At 42.7% G+C, this 18,685-nt stretch carries 15 protein-coding genes; 6 read left to right on the top strand and 9 right to left on the bottom strand.

Annotation, left to right across the window (positions count from 1 at the left end):
• Positions 1-37 precede the first annotated feature (37 nt).
• Positions 38-1,156, top strand: a complete 1,119-nt coding sequence (locus DWV68_RS01540; RefSeq protein WP_118664844.1) for a DUF4422 domain-containing protein — start codon at positions 38-40, stop codon at positions 1,154-1,156.
• Between the two features lie 50 nt (positions 1,157-1,206).
• Here DWV68_RS01540 and DWV68_RS01535 read toward each other — a convergent pair whose 3' ends face one another.
• Positions 1,207-1,473, bottom strand: coding sequence for an RDAC family protein (locus DWV68_RS01535; RefSeq protein WP_117698453.1), 267 nt, complete (start codon positions 1,471-1,473; stop codon positions 1,207-1,209).
• Between the two features lie 680 nt (positions 1,474-2,153).
• Between DWV68_RS01535 and DWV68_RS01530 the strand changes: the two genes are divergently transcribed.
• Both DWV68_RS01530 and DWV68_RS01525 read left to right on the top strand, forming a co-directional pair.
• A complete protein-coding gene (locus DWV68_RS01530) occupies positions 2,154-3,749 on the top strand; it encodes a zinc ribbon domain-containing protein (protein WP_118664842.1) in 1,596 nt (531 codons plus the stop codon).
• On the top strand, positions 3,742-4,566 hold the full coding sequence (locus DWV68_RS01525) for a TPM domain-containing protein (protein ID WP_158561564.1): 825 nt from the start codon (positions 3,742-3,744) through the stop codon (positions 4,564-4,566). Before DWV68_RS01530 ends, DWV68_RS01525 begins: the two co-directional genes overlap by 8 nt.
• A gap of 159 nt (positions 4,567-4,725) precedes the next feature.
• Here the strand turns inward: DWV68_RS01525 and DWV68_RS01520 are convergent, their stop codons facing one another.
• A complete protein-coding gene (locus DWV68_RS01520; RefSeq protein WP_330419922.1) occupies positions 4,726-6,111 on the bottom strand; it encodes an MATE family efflux transporter in 1,386 nt (461 codons plus the stop codon).
• 793 nt (positions 6,112-6,904) lie between these two features.
• On the opposite strand from DWV68_RS01520, the gene DWV68_RS01515 reads away from it, so the two are divergent.
• Complete coding sequence (locus tag DWV68_RS01515; protein ID WP_118056527.1) at positions 6,905-8,857, top strand: helicase-related protein; 1,953 nt, start codon at positions 6,905-6,907, stop codon at positions 8,855-8,857.
• Positions 8,858-8,875: 18 nt separating this feature from the next.
• Positions 8,876-9,754: a YitT family protein gene (locus DWV68_RS01510; protein WP_118056528.1), complete on the top strand. Its 879-nt coding sequence runs from the start codon at positions 8,876-8,878 to the stop codon at positions 9,752-9,754.
• A 21-nt stretch (positions 9,755-9,775) separates the two neighbouring features.
• Here the strand turns inward: DWV68_RS01510 and thiM are convergent, their stop codons facing one another.
• The 5 genes from thiM to thiE form a co-directional block, all read right to left on the bottom strand.
• Positions 9,776-10,576, bottom strand: a complete 801-nt coding sequence (gene thiM, locus DWV68_RS01505; RefSeq protein ID WP_117946333.1) for a hydroxyethylthiazole kinase — start codon at positions 10,574-10,576, stop codon at positions 9,776-9,778.
• A 3-nt stretch (positions 10,577-10,579) separates the two neighbouring features.
• Complete coding sequence (gene thiW / locus DWV68_RS01500) at positions 10,580-11,095, bottom strand: energy coupling factor transporter S component ThiW (protein ID WP_118056529.1); 516 nt, start codon at positions 11,093-11,095, stop codon at positions 10,580-10,582.
• Between the two features lie 42 nt (positions 11,096-11,137).
• Positions 11,138-12,322 carry a putative hydroxymethylpyrimidine transporter CytX gene (gene cytX, locus DWV68_RS01495; protein ID WP_117698459.1) on the bottom strand — a complete coding sequence of 395 codons (1,185 nt, stop codon included), beginning with the start codon at positions 12,320-12,322 and terminating at the stop codon, positions 11,138-11,140.
• Positions 12,315-13,118: a bifunctional hydroxymethylpyrimidine kinase/phosphomethylpyrimidine kinase gene (gene thiD / locus DWV68_RS01490; RefSeq protein WP_117841259.1), complete on the bottom strand. Its 804-nt coding sequence runs from the start codon at positions 13,116-13,118 to the stop codon at positions 12,315-12,317. Before thiD ends, cytX begins: the two co-directional genes overlap by 8 nt.
• A 400-nt stretch (positions 13,119-13,518) precedes the next feature.
• Positions 13,519-14,166 (bottom strand): thiamine phosphate synthase, encoded by a 648-nt coding sequence (gene thiE, locus DWV68_RS01480; protein ID WP_118664838.1) that lies wholly within the window; start codon positions 14,164-14,166, stop codon positions 13,519-13,521.
• Positions 14,167-14,486: 320 nt separating this feature from the next.
• On the opposite strand from thiE, the gene DWV68_RS01475 reads away from it, so the two are divergent.
• A complete protein-coding gene (locus DWV68_RS01475; RefSeq protein WP_118664836.1) occupies positions 14,487-16,571 on the top strand; it encodes a methyl-accepting chemotaxis protein in 2,085 nt (694 codons plus the stop codon).
• Positions 16,572-16,688: 117 nt separating this feature from the next.
• On the opposite strand, the gene DWV68_RS01470 is transcribed toward DWV68_RS01475, so the two are convergent.
• Positions 16,689-17,225 carry a TIGR00730 family Rossman fold protein gene (locus tag DWV68_RS01470; RefSeq protein ID WP_118664834.1) on the bottom strand — a complete coding sequence of 179 codons (537 nt, stop codon included), beginning with the start codon at positions 17,223-17,225 and terminating at the stop codon, positions 16,689-16,691.
• A 13-nt stretch (positions 17,226-17,238) separates the two neighbouring features.
• Positions 17,239-18,570 carry a uracil-xanthine permease family protein gene (locus DWV68_RS01465; RefSeq protein ID WP_118664987.1) on the bottom strand — a complete coding sequence of 444 codons (1,332 nt, stop codon included), beginning with the start codon at positions 18,568-18,570 and terminating at the stop codon, positions 17,239-17,241.
• Positions 18,571-18,685 lie beyond the last annotated feature (115 nt).

Genomic DNA, 18,685 nt, shown 5'->3' with positions numbered 1-18,685 from the left:
TACAGTAAAGGAAAAGCATGTTTTTGCGAGGTGTATTATGTCCATTAAAATATTCGTTATGACCCACAAACAATTTAAAGCTCCCACTGATTCCATGTATGTTCCCCTGCAGGTCGGACATGCAATTTCTCCGGGATTGGGCTGTCTTGCGGATGATACCGGAAACAATATTTCCCGGAAAAACAAAAGTTTCTGCGAGCTGACCGGCATTTACTGGCTCTGGAAAAATTACCATGCCTGCGATTATATCGGCATCTGTCATTACCGCCGTTATCTCATAAATAAGCAGGGGCTTATTTTCACGGAAAAAGAGCTGATGCGGCTGCTTCAGAATCATGACATGATCACACCAAAGCTTCTGACTTTAAATACTTCGTATTTTAATGGTTTCAGCCAGAACCATCACCAGAAGGATCTGCTGATTACTGAGCAGGTCATTTCTGAAAAATACCCGGACTATGTGCCTGTTTTTCACCATATGGTTCATGATGTACATACTTATTTTGGGAATATTTTCATCACTTCAAAGGAACGATTTGATGCCTACTGTGAATGGCTGTTTGACATTCTCTTTGAAGTGGAGTGCCGAGTCGATATCAGCAGCTATGATAATTACTGCAAGCGGTTGTTTGGATTCCTGTCGGAATTTCTGTTAACAGTTTACATTGCGAAGCAGAATCTCTCCACTTATGAATGTATGGTGGGGATGTCCGGCGAAAAACATGAAACAAGAGTTCTCCGGGAATCTCTGGCAAAATGTTTTGCGAATGGCGACTACCAGAAAGCCCAGTCCATTTTCATGGAAAGCTATGCGAAACGCCCGGACATTCTGATGGAAGCTTCTGATATTACCGGTGAACTGCACCTTTGCATGCAGGTAATTTCTACCTGTTCCTTTGAACAGGAACTTTATGGGCACAACCTTTTAGATATGATTCATGATTATCATTCCCTGATGGAATTCTGCCACCGGTTAAATGAAATTGTAAATCATTTTCTTACAGGGACAGAGTCTGCCGCTGATATTTCATGGCTCAAAAAATCCACTGCTCTCTCTCCGAAAGCAGTGGATATAGCGATTCAAATGTTCTGTTCTGATGAGGACTTAAAAGAGAACGTATTTTCAAAAATCTGTTCCCATCTCAAAGATTTTTGAATTCCGGCTTCTTCCTTCTAATCTGCCCATCTTTCCGGTTTCACCTGTTTCTACTGGCAGGCTGCCACAGAAACGGTCCGGCATCCCGGTGAAATAATTTCGCAATGGTCAGAGAATGTTACGGTCATTCCCTCTTTTTCAAAAAATGCTTCAATTGCCGCTTTGAGCATACCCTCTTTACCATCACATGCACAAAATCCTAACGGTTCTACAACGGCTGTCTCCGCATCATGAAAGCTAATACGGTATGGCAGGCGTTGTTCATGTAACGCTGCATTCAGGTGTGCAATCTGGTTATAAGTAAATTCCTGTCTCATAAGCACCCCTCCTCTACGGTCGTATGACAACTCTCTCGTATTACTTCTAGATATATATATTATAACTCAATTTTCTGAAAATATAAAGTAAAATGTATTTACTTTCTGTTATATTTCTATTACCATATTAGTATATTACATTAGGTCATTGTCAACGAGATAAGTTGATACCGGAAAACTTTGGTATCGAAGAACCTTTTGTTTTTATAATATGAAATACCTGCATTTCTTATATGTGTGTTTCGCTTGATGGTAAACTGTCTTTCCGTTGCTTTGACGGAATCGCTGCACTGTCCGTCGATTGTAGATGCCACCTAACGGCTGCAAGGGGCACCGGAAATTTCGGACAATATATCACTTTATCCGGCAACCGGTGCAAATTCACATCCGTGCTCATATGCACCTCTCTGGCACATCCCTGTGCCAGTGTTGCCGGTTTTCAGGCGAAATTCCAAGTGCCCCTAGCAGTCGTTATAAGGCATCTGCATTTCGACGAACCGTACAGTGATTTTGTCAAACATTGGAAAGATAGTTTTTATAACCAAAAGTGAAACACACACATTAGAAATTCGGTATTTTTATATCTAAAACAAAGGTCTTCGATACCAGAAGTTTTCCGGGGACAACGTATCCTTGTGCGGTCAATACCTGAGTATATTAAATCAAAAGAGGAGAATGTTATGTATGAATGTCCCAATTGTGGCGGAAATCTGAGGTTTGATATTCCAACACAATCACTTTTCTGTGACTACTGTCACACACAGCTGAATCCTTACAGCTATCAGAAGGATCACGATGCTGTGGAGACATCTACTTATGATGTCAACATTTTCACCTGTCCGCAATGCGGCGGTGAAATCTTAAGTACTGAGAATGCTGCAACCGGATTCTGTAGTTTCTGTGGTGCTTCTACGATTCTTGACAGCCGGATTGCCAGGGAAAAACGTCCTGACTACATTGTTCCTTTCCAGATTACCAAGGAGGACTGCAAGAAGGCTTATGGCAAAATGATGCACCATGCCATTTTTGCCCCTAAGGAACTGAAAGACCCGCGCAATGTAGACAATTTCCGTGGGATTTATATGCCTTACTGGGTATATAACATTACCCACGAAGGTACGGTACAGCTGCCGGCCGAAAAAAGCCACCGGGAAGGTAACTATATTGTAACCGACCACTATAATCTGCTCTGCCAGACGGATGCCTATTATAAAGGGCTCTCTTATGATGCGTCTTCTTCTTTTTCGGATGTTATCAGCGAGAATATTGCTCCCTTTGATGTGCGCGGCATGAAAAGTTTTACTCCGTCCATTCTGTGTGGTTTCTATGCTGATACTGCCGATGTGGACAGTGATATTTATCTGGAGGACGCAAAAGCCATTGCCAATGAACAGACTTATTCCAAAGTCAAAAAAATACCTGCCTTCCAGGAATTTAGTTTTATTTATCCGGAAACAAACCATTATATGAGTTATGCATTAAATACGGAATGCAAGGAAGCTGCCAGCGCCATGCTTCCGGTATGGTTCTTATCCTACCGTAACAAAGACCGCGTTGCCTACGCTACGGTCAATGGACAGACCGGAAAGGTTGCTGCTGATATCCCGGTAGATAGACGTAAATTTTTACTCGGTTCCTTTCTACTGGCTATCCCGGTTTTTCTGCTTTTAAATCTTTTCTTTACCATACGGCCTGCTTCAACCCTGATACTTTCTGCGGCACTGGCACTTTTTGCCTCCATTATTTATTTTGTGGAGCTGAGCGAAATCCATAGTCAGGAAACCTATGAGCATGACAGGGGATATCAGTCCAAACAGGGAAATGTCAAGAAAGAAGCCAAAGTAAAAGTAAACTTAAAGCCCCATAAAAGCATGAAATCTAAATTCGAAAACATAATTCCTTATCTGTTTTTAGGTGTATTTGCAATTCAGGTTCTAATGGGAATCTTTAGTTCCGGCGGTTTTTCATTTTCTAAAATTGTCATGCTTATTGTTATCGGCGGTGGGGTTCTGACTTCGCTGTTTGGATTTTCCCAGTTCAGCGAAACAACCACCCGTGGAAAAATTCCGGGATTCCTAGGAGCTTTAATTTCCATTGCTGCTGCTGGAATGATTACTTTCCTGCATCCGGTTTCCGACCTTTATTACTATGGTGGTGCAATTGTATCTTTTGCCGGTATTATTTTTACGCTTCTTAGCATTTTAAAGGAATACAATATGCTTACCATGCGGAAACTGCCGCAGTTTAACCGACAGGGAGGTGATGACCGTGCCTGATACATATAAGAAGAAATACAGCTCTTTTTCTGCAAAAATAATTCTTGGCTGCCTGCTTGCATGTTTCTTCCTCTTACTTAACGGAAGTATTACCTGCAAAGCCGAAACCAAGACCTATACCAATAAAAGCACCGGTTATCAGGTTATCGTTGAGGACGATGCCAACCTTTTAACAGACGAGGAAGAAACCACCCTTGGAAAAGAGATGGCTCCGATTACCACTTACGGAAGTGTTGCTTTTAAATCCATCGATTACAATCCTTACTATTCTACTGAGGATTATATCCGAAGCTATTACCGCGACACCTTCGGTTCCACCAGTGCAACCGTATTTCTCATTGATATGGACAATCGGAACATCTGGATTCACAGCAACGGAACCATTTATGAAACCATTACGAAAAGTTATGCCAACACTATCACCGATAATGTATACAAATATGCCTCTGATGGTGATTATTACACCTGTGCATTTACCGCTTTTGGTCAGATTAATACATTGCTCGAAGGGCGAAAAATTGCGCAGCCGATGAAATATATCAGTAATGCCTTTTTAGCAGTTATCATTGCTTTGTTGTTAAATTATTTTCTGGTACGTTCCTTCTCCCGTGCGAAGAGACCATCGAAAACAGATCTTTTAGGAAAGGTATTTACACAGTGCAATATTGTCAATCCAAATGTCCGTTTTATCCGGCAATCCCGTGTCTACAGTCCGCCTTCCAGCAGCGGCAGCGGTGGCAGCAGCGGTGGCAGCAGCGGTGGCGGCGGTGGCAGCAGCAGTGGCGGTGGAGGCGGTGGCGGCGGCCACAGCTTCTAATCCCAAAGACCTGCCTTTTGCCGTTTTATACCGCTATTTCATAACCTGTAGGACCTGCCACCGGCAAATTCTTACAAATGTCCGGCAATAGCAAAAATCCCATGGAGAATATTTCTGTTTTCCATGGGATTCTTTTGACGTTTTTTATATTGATATTTTTTATACTGCTTTCTTTTCTAAATTTTTCATGATATTTAATTCACGCAGTGCATAGAAAATGGCAACGACAGCTGCAGCGGCATCTGCGATTGGTCCTGCATACATTACTCCGTCGATTCCCATAAACAAAGGGAAAATAAGAATCAGCGGCAGTAAAAACAGCACCTGCCTGGTCAGTGATACAACAATACCAAGTCTGGCTTTTCCAATGGATGTAAAGAAACTAGAAGACATTGGCTGGATTCCATTGATAAATGTCATAAACATAAAAATTCTGAAATACCGCTCTGCGAACTGGAAATATTCTGTACTTCCATCACCAAATACCGTCACCAGCTGATGTGGAAATATCTGAAATACAATAAAAAATGCAACACCCACCAGCACGGATATCTCAAAGGCACGCCAGAATGTTTTTCTTACTCTCCCAAAACTTCCCGCTCCATAATTAAAGCCCCAGATTGGCTGACAGCCCTGGGAAATTCCAATACAGATTGCCATAAATACCATATTTACTTTTGAGATAATTCCAACGCAGGCAAGGGGGATATCTGTTCCATATACAGACATTTCTCCGTAATGACGCAGCGTATTATTCATGGTAATCTGCACGATTGCCATGGCTATCTGGTTGATGCAGGAAGCCATTCCCAATGCTGCAATCACTTTCATATATTTTACCCTTGGACGAAGCATGGAAAACCGAAGTTCCATTTTTCGGAATTTTACAAAATATATAATAACAAGCAGACCTGATACAAACTGTCCGATTACAGTCGCCCATGCGGCTCCTTTGATTCCCCAGTTAAATGTAAAAATAAATAACGGGTCTAAAATCGTGTTGATAATTGCGCCCACAAGCATGCAGGTCATGGAATAGGTCGGGCTTCTGTCCGCACGAATCAGATGCGTTCCACCGGTTGTGGATACCAGAAACGGGATTCCAAAGGCTGTAATAAATGTATAATCCTGTGCATATGGCAGCACATCCGGTGTTACACCAAATAAATACAGCAGCGGATTTAAAAACAGCAATACGATTGCTGCAATTATCACTCCACAGATAAACAGAAGACCCAGTCCTGTTCCTGCAATCTTATTTGCTTCTTCTACATTTCCTTTTCCGGTCTCCAGATTATAATTGGATGCACTTCCGATTCCAAGTAACAATGCCGTTGCCGTGCAGATAATTGATACCGGAAATGCAATATTTGTTGCAGCATTTCCAAGCATGCCAACGCCCTGTCCGATAAATATCTGATCTACTATATTATAAAGGGAACTTACCAGCATGCTGATGATTGCCGGTATTGCAAAGCGGGCAATCAGTTTCCCGATTTTTTCTTCCGCCAGCGGATTCTTCGTAGTTTCTACTGTGTGTTCCATCATGGTCTCCTTTCTTTCTCAGGCGAGGGGGAAAGACAATAAGTTAAAAGAAATATCCTTGGTATTCATAGCTTGTCTGACCTGACCATAAAATACCACAGTTCTATTACATATGTTTTTCTTTCTGCTATGAAAACCGTCTTTTTCATGTTTGACAGTAATACTGCACCGTTCGCTGAAATGCGGATGCATTTCAAGGACTGTTAGGGGCACTTGGAATTTCGTCTGGCAACAGGCAACGCTGGTACAGGGATGTACCAGCGAGGCACAGATGAACATGGATGTGAATTTGTGCCGGTTGCCAGACAAAGCAGGCTGTAAATCGAAATTCCTAGTGCCCCTTGCAGGACTTATGTGGCATCCGTATCCAGCGGACAGTACAGTATTCCAGTCAAAGCAGGCAAAAGACAGTTTACAATCAAGAAAAACATATGTGTAAGAACTGTAGGCATTTTAGGTCAAAGCCAGTCAATCTCTAAATACCAATGATATTTATTGTATCTTATAAGCTTTCCCCATCGCCTGCATAAAGCATTTCATACCGAACGATTGTAACACCCATTTTCTCCGAAGTCAAACCAGCGGTGGAAGAGATTTCATAGAACATAGAATGTGCCTTGGCACATTCTCGCGCCTGCGGCGGTCGCTTGCGACATCTACCTTATACGCCGCAGTGCGCATCCTCGCGGAGCGTTTCTTACTTTACAGGAAAGCAATTTCCTGTAAAGTGAAAAATATGTCTTTTGCAACCATACCCAAAGAATGGTATACTTAGCATAGATATGGAGGTCGTATGATACAGACAGATAAATTAGTACAATTCTATTGTGCCCAGTATAAAACCTTTGCAAAAAAGAAGCATAAAAAAACGATACCGGAAACAGGCCCTTATCCGAAGCGGATGCAGCGGCTTTCCAAGGAACTGCTGACTATCCATTCTCCGAAGATAAAACAGCCGCAGCTGGAGAATTATCACCGTCAGCTCCGTAATCTTTCCTATTTTGTTTATCGGGATGCCAATCCCATTTATATTATGCAGTTTGAGACTTATCTTGTTGCTGAGCTGGTCCGTCTTGATATCAGTTCCCTGCGGGACGAGGAACCGGAATTAATTACAGAGCGTTTCTTAAACTTTTTATATCAGGAAATGCCCCTTGCAATCTGCCGGCGCACCTTAAAGGATTTGTGCCATCAGTATGGACAATTTGGAATGCGTCATCAGATTGTCGGGATGGTTCCGTTGAAACCGGAAACAGAATTTCCACAGACCAGAGGCATGCAGCGGCATTTTATCCTGCATGTTGGTCCTACCAACTGTGGCAAAACTTATCACGCATTAGAGCGTTTAAAAGAGGCTTCGTGCGGAGTCTATCTTGGTCCTTTGCGTCTTCTGGCGCTGGAAATCTATGAAAAAATGAAAGATGCCGGCATTGCCTGTACAATGCTTACCGGAGAAGAATGCATTCCGGAGGAAAACAGCCGGATTACTTCTTCTACCATTGAAATGTTGGACATGGAACAGCACTATGATATTGCCGTTATTGATGAAGCACAGATGATTGCAGACCGTGACCGTGGGCACTCCTGGACCCGCGCTATTCTGGGGGTAAAAGCAGATGAAATCCATATCTGCATGAGTCCTGCTGCCGAGGAAGTTGTTACCCACCTCATAGCCCTTTGTGAGGATACCTTTGAGGTTCGCCACTATGAACGGAAAACTGCACTGGTCTGTGAGCAAGAGGCATTTGTTTTTCCGGATGATGTCACAGAAGGTGATGCACTAATCACTTTTACCAAGCGTGCTGTCTTAGACATTGCCGGACGATTAGAACGTGAGGGAATTCGTGCCAGTGTCATCTACGGCAGTCTTCCACCGGAAATCCGCAGAAGACAGATTCGTCTTTTCTTAAGCCACAAAACAAAAGTAGTGGTTTCCACCGATGCCATCGGTATGGGACTGAATCTTCCGGTACGAAGAATTGTTTTTATCCAGACAGAAAAGTATGACGGCATTTCCACCCGCCCGCTTAATATTCCGGAGATACGGCAGATTGCCGGACGTGCCGGACGGTTTGGCATGTATGACACCGGTTATGTCAATGCCATGGGCGAGGATGCCAGAAATTATATTGCCAAACGTTTTGACCAGCCGGAACCGGTTATTAAGAAGGTAAGCCTTGGTTTCCCACATGTCCTTTTAGATATGGACGAGCCATTAAATGCCATTTTAAAAATATGGAAATCCGTAGAGCCCTCTGCTCCTTTTGAGAAAATCAGCATTGACGAAATTCTCTTTCTATATGATAAGGCATATAAAGCCCGTAAAGAAATCGATGGATTTGAGGATAAACATACCCTCTACCGGATGCTGACCTGCTCCATTGATATCAAAAACCGGGATATCGTTGATTTGTGGCTCTATTACTGTAAAACCTATACTGCTGATGTCTCCCTTCATTTTCCATCACTGATTATGTGTAATGACAAGGGACTGATGCGTTACGAAACTTTTTATAAAATGTTGGACTTGTACCATCAGTTTTCCACCAGAATGGGAAAAATTTCTGATAGCGAGCGATTAAACCGGGAACGGGAAAAGACAGAAGATACAATTATGAAGCTTCTTGCCAAAGATAAGAAGGATTATATCCGCACCTGTAAATACTGCGGCGTAACGCTGCCGGTAGGTTATCCGTTCCGGGTCTGTGAGAAGTGTTATGGACACAGTCCCTATAAAAAAATCTGATAACAGGAGGTAATCATTATGTTTCTTTCCATTGAGTCCAAACATCCAAAATTTTATCAGGTCTTCCGGATTTTCGTCGTATTTTTTGCATCGATTCTGTATGCATGGAACCTGCGTTGTTTTGCGAAAACTGCCGGATTATTTCCGGGTGGCTTTTCCGGAGTATCCCTGCTCTTGCAGGAAATCGGACTGACCTTTTTCCATATTGATATTCCATATACCTTTTTCAACGTGGCTTTAAATATTTTCCCAATCTATATCGGTTTCCGGTTCCTTGGGAAAAAATTTACCTGGTACTCGATTCTTACGATTTTCTTATCCAGTATTTTCGTAGACCTGCTGCCGGCTTATGTATTTACACAGGATGTTCTTTTAATCAGTGTGTTCGGTGGTCTTTTAAACGGATTTGCCATCTGCCTGTGCTTAAACGTTGGAACTACTACCGGTGGAACCGATTTTATCAGTATTTATCTTTCTTCCCAGAAGGGAATTGATGCATGGAATTATATTCTCCTTGGCAATGTCATTATCCTTGCCATTGCAGGTGCTCTCTTTGGCTGGTCTATTGCACTTTATTCCATTATTTACCAGTTCTGCAGCACACAGGTAATTCAGATGCTTTATAAGCGTTACAAGAAAGAGACTCTGTTTATTATTTCTGATAAATCCAATGAAATTTATCATGCGATCCGGGAAACCACCAACCACGATGCCACCCTCTTTCAGGGCATTGGCTGTTATGAAGAAAAAGAAAAGACGCTTATCTACTCCGTCATTAATACGGAGGCTAAGCGCCAGTTAATTCCTATGATACGTTCCATCGACCCACATGCCTTTATCAATATTGTAAAGACAGAAGAATTGGAAGGCCGGTTCCACAATACGCCAAATGATTAATGCATCATCTGGTATACAAAACTACTTTTCCTGATACCGGTCATAAATTTTCTCCGGTGTCATCAGTGAAACTTCATCGATGAAAACATTTCGGAATGTCATGGTACCGCCCTGACATTCCTTTGTTTTTTCTGCGGCTGCCTCGCCGCACAATCCAATAAAACTGCAGCAGGCTGCTGCCGCTTCTATGGTTGCTTCTGTTCCAAGAAATGCACCCAGCATAACCGATGACATACAACCGCTTCCGGTAATATGCGCCATCATTTCATGGCCTCTTCTGCATTCAAAGACTTCTACGCCATCCGTAATCACATCCACTGCACCGGATGCAATCAGTATGGTCTTCTGTACCTTCGCATATTGTTTCATGCTTTCCACATCAACAGACTTATCCGATGCATCCACACCGGTTACGGTATTGCAGTCCTTTAACAGTGCACGAATCTCAGAATAATTTCCCCGAATGCAGGTCGGGTGAATTTCTTTTATCAAAGTCTGGCATTTCATCCGCCGGTAAGTAGAACCGGAAATTCCTACCGGGTCTAATACAATGGCATGTCCCATTTCATCCGCTTTCTTTCCGGCTTTTTCCATAGCTTCAAAATCCGCAATAGCTCCAAGATTGCAGACTAAGGCTGCTGCCCCTTCTGTTATCTCTTCCACTTCCAGCGGATGATGTGCCATGGTCGGAGATGCGCCTGCTGCCAGCAGAATATTGGCACAGTCATTGACGGTCACCGCATTGGTTATACAGTGAATGACCGGACGTTTCTTTTTTATCTCATGATGCAGTTCTGCAATTTTTCCGGCTTCTAATTCCATATTCTAGTTCTCCAGACTGTCTTTCATCTTTGCTAACATTCCTGATTTCTTTAAAGGAATGGTAATAATCATTGCAATAATGGTTCCGCCACAGGTACTGATTAAGAATGGTACTACAAAAGTAAATAATGCAGCTGCTGTATTTCCCATTACCAGATAAGCAACCGGATAAGAAAGCATTCCACCGATAATTCCGGTTCCTACTACCTCACCGATATATGCAAATGGGAGTTTCTTTCCATATTTATAAAGAAGTCCGCCAAGAAGTGCTCCACACATACTTCCCGGAAATGCCAGTGGACTTCCCAATGCTAAAAGGTTACGGATTAAGGATGCAATAAATGCCTGGGCTAGTCCCCACCAAGGTCCTACCAGAACAGCACACAGTACGTTTACAAGATGCTGTACCGGGGCACATTTTGAGCCGAATACCGGAAATGAAAACAGGCTTCCTACGACTGCGATTGCTGCAAAAATTGCGGTTACGGTTAATTTCTTTAAGTTTGATCTGTGATTCATTTTGTCCTCTCTTCTGTTCCCATCCGAGAGGATGGGAACCTCTTAGTTTTTCTTTACTGCTTCTGCAACTTTTTCCACAATCACGCAGAGAATGACGGTAACCACCATATCCGGAAGTGTATTTCCAACCGGAGTATCAATGTGCATCAGCACACGGTAAAGCACAAATCCGATAAGCCAGACACCAAGATTACGCCACTGAAATGCCATGTCTTTTGCATTGGCTTTCTTTAAAATAAAGTAATCTGCAATCTGTACGGCAATCATCGGAGCAAAGACAGAACCGATAAGATATAAGAAATTTGTAATGTTATCCATTGGATATACAATTGCTGCAACAGTTCCGATTACCGTTACAATAATTGCTGCCCATTTCTCATTGATTTTCTCAGAAATGGATACACTGGAAACACCTGCAGAATAAGCATCCAAGAAAGTCGTTGTTACTGTTGAGAAAATGATAATCACAAGTCCTACGATACCAAATCCGGTCTTTAACATAATCTGTGCAATATCATATTCACCGGTAATAAGTGCTGCACCCATACCAATGACATACATGAAAATACTGACCAGACTGTATACAACAACGCTGACTGCGGTTGCTGCAAATGGTTTTTCTGCTTCTCTTGTATAATCACTGATTAATGGCAGCCAGGAAAGTGGCATTGCTACCGCAAGCTCTACGGCTGCGCCAAAGGTAAGGCTTCCATCATCCACGATTGCCGGAATGGCTCCATTTCCAATAAAAATCACTTTAAATAATACCAGTGACAGGATAAATAATGCGGTCATTGCAACGGTATTGAGCTTTCCAAGATTGGTAAGTCCAATCAGGATCCAAAGGATAATGAGGACTCCGATAATGGCTGCCCAGAACCAGTTTGCTACCGGAATGACACCGTTGGCTGCCAGTGCGCCATCATAAATCATTATGGCAGTCCAGCCTACCAGCTGCAATACATTCAACGCTGCAAAAAGAAGACTTCCCTTCTCTCCAAAGCTCATTTTTACGGTTTCCATGGCACTTCTTCGTTCTCTTGCACCAATCATTCCTGCTGCAAACATCATCAGTCCACCGATTAAGTGTCCCAATAAGATAGCTGCCATGGCTTTGCCAAATCCAAGTGGTGCAAAATAAGTTCCGGTTAAAATTTCAGCTATGGATACACCGGCTCCAAACCAGATTAATCCGTTACTGAATACAGATGTCTTCTTCTCATTCATTGGTATATTCTCCTTCTATTGCAAATGCGTGATTCATCGGGCCGCTTCCCTTTCCAAGGTCTAACATGGCTGCCAGTGCGCCGGATATGTAATTCTTTGCATACTGCACGGATGTTTCCAGGCTGCGTCCCTTGGCAAGATTAGATGCTATGGCAGATGATAAGGTACAACCGGTTCCGTGGGTGTTTGGATTGTCAATTCTCTTTCCGTGGAACCATACCGGCTCTTTGTCCTTCTGCCAGAGCAAATCATTGGCATCATTTAACTGATGTCCGCCTTTTAACAGCACGGCACAACCGAAGGTTTTACAAATGATTTCTGCTGCTTTTTCCATATCTGCTTCTGTCTTTATCTCCATACCGGAAAGCACTTCCGCTTCCGGGATATTTGGGGTTATAACAGTTGCCAGAGGCAATAATTTAGTTTTCAATGTACCGATAGCGTCATCGCTGATGAGCTTTGCTCCGCTGGTCGCTACCATAACAGGATCCACGACTATATTTTTTGCGTGGTACGCTGTCAGTTTGTCCGCAATTGTCTCTATCAGAGCACTGGAAGAGACCATTCCGGTCTTCACTGCATCCGGATATATATCCGTAAAAATACGATCCAGCTCCTCTGCCAAAAATTCTGGAGTTACCTCCATAATGTCTGTTACGCCGGTTGTATTCTGGGCAGTAAGTGCCGTGATCGCACTCATGGCGTATACGCCATTGGCGGTCATCGTCTTAATATCTGCCTGGATGCCGGCGCCTCCACTGGAATCACTTCCAGCGATTGTTAATGCTGTGTTCATACATTTGTCTCCTTTGCATTAATTTTGTATAGCGACCTAAGGTGGTGCCCCCAATCTGCCGCTGTGGTTTGTTATTACATTGCAGGCGATGATATATCTTACTATATTTCCAATGAGCAATCCCGCTGCCCTTGCATACCTTCTTTGTCTTTCAGGGTCACTAGAATTTCCCGTAAGTATATCTTTTTTCCGGCAAACGGCGAAAAGTTGCATCCATGCTCCATTCCGCCTCGCCGGCACATCCATGATGCCGGCGTTGCCTGTTGAATAGGGGAAATCCAAGTGTCCCAGGAAAGACAAAGAAATGGTATTCCAAGGACAGCGTGTTTCCTCATTCAAAATAAGACTCATCTTATCATCATCTGCACTTTATATAAGTAAGACTTTTTTATGTCCTATCTTATTCATGATTTTTTACTACCATATTTACTTTTTGCAACAGTTCTTTCGTTCCCTCTTCGATGTCTTCACATGCGAAGATCCCACTTACAACTGCTGCTCCTGCAATTTCGCATCCTTTTAATTTCAGGATGTTATCGTGGTTGATGCCGCCAATTGCGACTACGGGGATGGTGACACTCTGGCAGATTTCCTGCAGGAGGCTTAGTTCCATCGGCTTTGCATCAGTCTTGGTGCTGCTGCCAAATACGGCTCCGCTTCCTAAGTAATCTGCACCGGCTTTTTCTGCTGCCTGTGCCTGTTCTATTGTTTTCGCAGTCACTCCGATGATTTTATCTGTTCCAAGAATTTCTCTTGCACGGGTCAGCTCCATATCGGACTGTCCCACATGCACGCCATCGGCTCCTATCCTTTCTGCCAGTTCCACATTATCATTGATGATCAATGGTACCCTATAACGGTGGCAGAGTTCCAAAAGGCTTCTGCCTTCTGCTTCAAATTCCGGCTCAGATAATTCTTTTTCCCGAAGCTGCACTAAAGTAACTCCGCCCTTCAATGCTTTTTCTACCTGCTCATATAAGGTCTCTCCCTTAAGCCAGCTACGGTCGGTAATGGCATAAAGAAGAAGCTGTTCTCTTGTAATATTCATATGTGATTTCTCCTCACCACCTGCAAAAACAAAAGTGCAGGACCCCTGTAAAAAAGATTCCTGCACACTAAGTAATCGCACCTGCGTTTCGTTATCTCCCTACGTTGGCATTATCCAAATCAGGTTCTGGGTTAAAGCTTCTGCTTACTCTCAGCCCGCCTATGCGAGCACCCCGTTTTTCAACGATTTTCATTATACACATTCCCCACAAAAAAGCAAGCTATGTTTTCCATAAAATACCTTGAAAACCACAAAAAAATGGCTTAGAATTAGTTTAGCTTATTATATCATTGTACGAAAGAGAAGGATTAAGAATATCTATGAATTATGATGAAAATGTTTTTAAAGCCAAGGCCAATATCAAAGCCCGCAGAATCTGGCTTGTATTTTCCCTGCTGCTGACCGCTAACTATGGTGCCGATATGTCCAACGGTCTCTATCCATCGAAGCAGTATCTCTATTTTGTTCTGCTCTGCTGGATTCCATTTTTTATTGGAGAATTATTTCTAAAAATCAAAGGCAAAACTACTGACATCTATCGCTATATACTGGTGCTTGGTTACGGTATCTTTTATACTTATCTTTTATGTACCACAGCATCCCCAATTGCATTTACCTACATTCTGCCGGTAACCAGTCTTTTAATTATTTTTAAAGACCGGAAATTCATGCTGCAGTGCGGTATTGCAAATACTATCAGCGTAGTGATCAGTATTATTTACCGCTATATTGTATTAAGCTGCACCACTGCTACTGATGTAAAGAATTATCAGCTGCAGATATCCTGCCTGATTCTGTGCTATATCTGTTATATCATGTCCATCCGCCATTTAAATGAGGCTGACGGTGCACTGACAGACAGTATCAAGGATGATTTACACCGTGTGGTAAATACCGTAGAAAAAGTAAAAACTGCCAGCAATAACGTTATGGACGGTATCACCGTTGTCCGGGAACTGGCTAATGAAAATAAACACGGTTCTGACGTTGTCTTAAAAGGAATGAATAATCTGACCAACAACAATCAGGAATTACAAAACCGTACGACTTCTTCCCTTGATATGACAACTGACATCAATTTCCAGGTTGAGCATGTTGTATCCATGATTCACGAAATGGTATCTTTGACGGATGAATCCATTCACCATGCACAGATTAGTTCTGCCGACTTAGAGGGTCTGGTTACAACTGCCGGCACTATGTCAAAGCTTTCCAGCGAAGTAGAACAGGTTCTTACGGAATTTACTTCTGAATTTGAAAAAGTAAAATCTGAAACCGGAACCATTGATAATATTTCCGGTCAGACAAACCTTTTGGCATTAAATGCTTCCATCGAAGCTGCAAGAGCCGGAGAAGCAGGAAAAGGATTTGCTGTTGTTGCTGAAGAAATCCGTACCTTGAGCACTGAAACCAAGGCTTCATCCAAACAGATCCAGGATGCGCTGATGCGTTTGGATGAAATCTCCGGCAAGATGACAAAATCCATTGAAGAGACCTTAAAACTTATTCAGCTTACTCTTGAGAAAGTCACACTGACCGGCGAAAACGTAAATAAAATTACCGCTGACTCATCTCAGATGGGTGAGCATATACAGGTCATTGACAATGCAATCAAAGAAGTGGAAACATCAAACCGACAGTTAGTAGAAAATATGAAGTATATTTCTGAAATTGTCGATACCATGACACTCTGCATTCATGATTCTGATGATATCAGTCAGCGTATGGTAAGTAAATATGATGAAAGTGCTAACAATATTAACAGCATAGAAAATGAAATCCAGGCGTTGATGTGCAAGCTTGGAATCGGCGGCTTCATGGGTATTGAGGATATCAATCCTGGTATGAAAGCAACCATCCGCCTGACGGAGAACCCTGACCATGTTTTCCATGGTGAAGTTCTGAAACAGTATTCCAACCAGATCATACTTTCCCTGGAAGAAAAGCTTTCTCTTCGTAACAGTGAATCCTGTTCCATCCAGATTACTGTTGGAAATGTACTATACTGCTGGGATAATGCTTCCATCCATGTAGATAAAATAACCTCTGATTTCGTCGTAGAAATCACCGGCAGTCCAAATATTTTAAACAGACGGAAATATCCTCGTGCCGACCTTTCCAATTTCTGTAATATTACAGTTAAGAACACCGGAGAAACCTTCCATGGACGTATGGAAAATATCAGTGCCAACGGATTTGCTTTCCTTTGCGATGCACCGTTCTTTGCAGATAGCAAAGGGACTGATATTCTCTTAAATATCCTTTCCTTTGATTTACCAGATCAGGCTGCTTTGGAAGGTCATATTATCCGAAGTTCCGACGACGAAGGCATGTATATCGTCGGCTGCCAGATGCCGGAAGACAATATGGCAATTAAAGATTATGTAGAACAGTTGCTAGGATAAAAGAAAACTCATAGCAGATTCCCAGTCGGAATTTACTATGAGTTTTTTTCTATAAGTTTTCTTTTCTGTCTGTTTTTTATATTGCTGACCTCTGCCCTGACTTTCCAGAATCTTCTTTCAACGACTCTGAATAAATGTCTCAATTTCCGATAAGTCCTTTGAAATCAGTACCCGGTTAAAATCTTCTTTTGCTGCAAAGCCTGAGGTCTGCATTTCTTCGAAAAATGCTTTCAGTGGCTGATAGAAGCCATCAATATCATAAAGAATACATGGATTCTCATTGATGTGAAGACGCTGCAGGGATATGATATCCGATAACTCGTCTAAGGTTCCCGGCCCGCCCGGCAGTGCAATGTAAGCATCCGCTAATTCTATCATTTTCGCTTTCCGCTCTGCCATGTCTTTCGTATCTATGTACTCTGTTAAAAACTGGTGTCTGCGGTTTTGAATGGATTCCACCTGCGGCAGTACACCGATTACTTTCCCACCATTGGATAAGACGGAATTGGCTATGGTTCCCATCAATCCGCCCCGAGCTCCACCATATACCAGCGTGTGTCCGTTCTCTGCAATCCACATACCAAGGGCTACTGCACCGATGGTATATGCTTCTTTACTTCCTGCGGATGAACCGCAATATACTGCTATATTCATATGCTCTCCTCTGCTACTTTTCCTGACGTTCTACTTCCATATTTTTAGGCAATACAAGATTCAAAATAATGGCAGTAAGGAATACAACTGCTACACAGTTTTCTGCAAAGATAGAACGGATAATGCCTGGGAAGATTGCAAATAACTCCGGCAGCTGGGTAAAGCCTAATCCGATACTTAAGGACAGTGCCGATATGGTAATATTTCTCTGGGAAAATCCACATTTTCCAATCATCTGCAGTCCACTGATTACGATAGTTCCGAACATCATAATTGTACATCCGCCCAAAACTGCACTTGGCAGTGTAGCAAGTACTGCGCCCACTACCGGAAAAATTCCTGCCAGAATCATAATTATGGCCCCCGTTGCAATGACAAAACGGTTTACGACCTTGGTCATGGCAACCAGACCTACGTTCTGGCTGAAGGATGTAATCGGCATACAGCCAAATACCGAAGATAATGCACTGACAAATCCGTCACAGGCAAGCGAGCCCGCAGTTTCTTTTGTAGTAACGTCACGGTTTAAGCCGGATGATGCCAGTGCCGAAGTATCTCCGATTGTCTCGGTTGCCGATACTAAAAATATCAGAACAAATGCGATAATGGCATCTGCATGAAACTCCATTTTAAATGGCATCAGATGTGGCAGCGCCAGAAGACTTGTATCGGAAAGTGCAGAAAAATCAACTACCCCCATACACAGTGCCACGATATATCCTACAATCAGTCCGAACAGTACGGATAACTGTTTGAAATAGGATTTTGCTACAATATTAAATACGATACAACATACCAGCGTCACGGTTCCAAGTATCCAGTTGGTTGCAGAGCCGAAATCTGCACTGCTGCTGCCACCACCAAAGGAATCTGCACCTACTTCAAGCAGGGAAAATCCAATTGCTGTTACAACGGTAGCTGCTACAATCGGTGTTACCAGTTTCATCCAGTATTTGGATAAAAGTCCAAGGACACCTTCTACGATACCTCCAACAAGAACCGCTCCCATGATTGCTCCATAGCCATACTGTCCGCCAATGACACAGGCAATGGATACAAAGGTAAAGGAAATTCCCATGACAATCGGAAGTCTCGAACCGATTCTCCAGATTGGGAATAACTGAATCAATGTTCCGATTCCAGCAATCATCATTGCACTCTGAATAATCATTGCCGTATTCTTTGCATCCATTCCGCAGGCCCCTGCCACAATCAGAATCGGTGCAATATTGGCTACAAACATAGCTAAAATATGCTGCAAGCCAAATGGAATTGCATTTAAAACCGGCACTTTGCCATCCAGCGCATAAATATTATCTACGCTGGCTTTCTGACCTGCTGCCATACCATCTTTTGTGTTTTTTCTTTCTGAAAAACTCATTTTCTTTTTTCCTCCGTTATCTGTTTCCGCAATAGCATGCCCGCTATCCTTTTTATCTTATGACGGAATACGGGGGAGG

It is taken from the genome of Roseburia sp. AF12-17LB (assembly GCF_003479605.1).
GTDB lineage: Bacteria > Bacillota > Clostridia > Lachnospirales > Lachnospiraceae > Roseburia_C > Roseburia_C amylophila.
The sequence above is the reverse complement of the archived record's forward strand: the minus strand, read 5'-3'. Positions and strand labels throughout refer to the sequence as shown.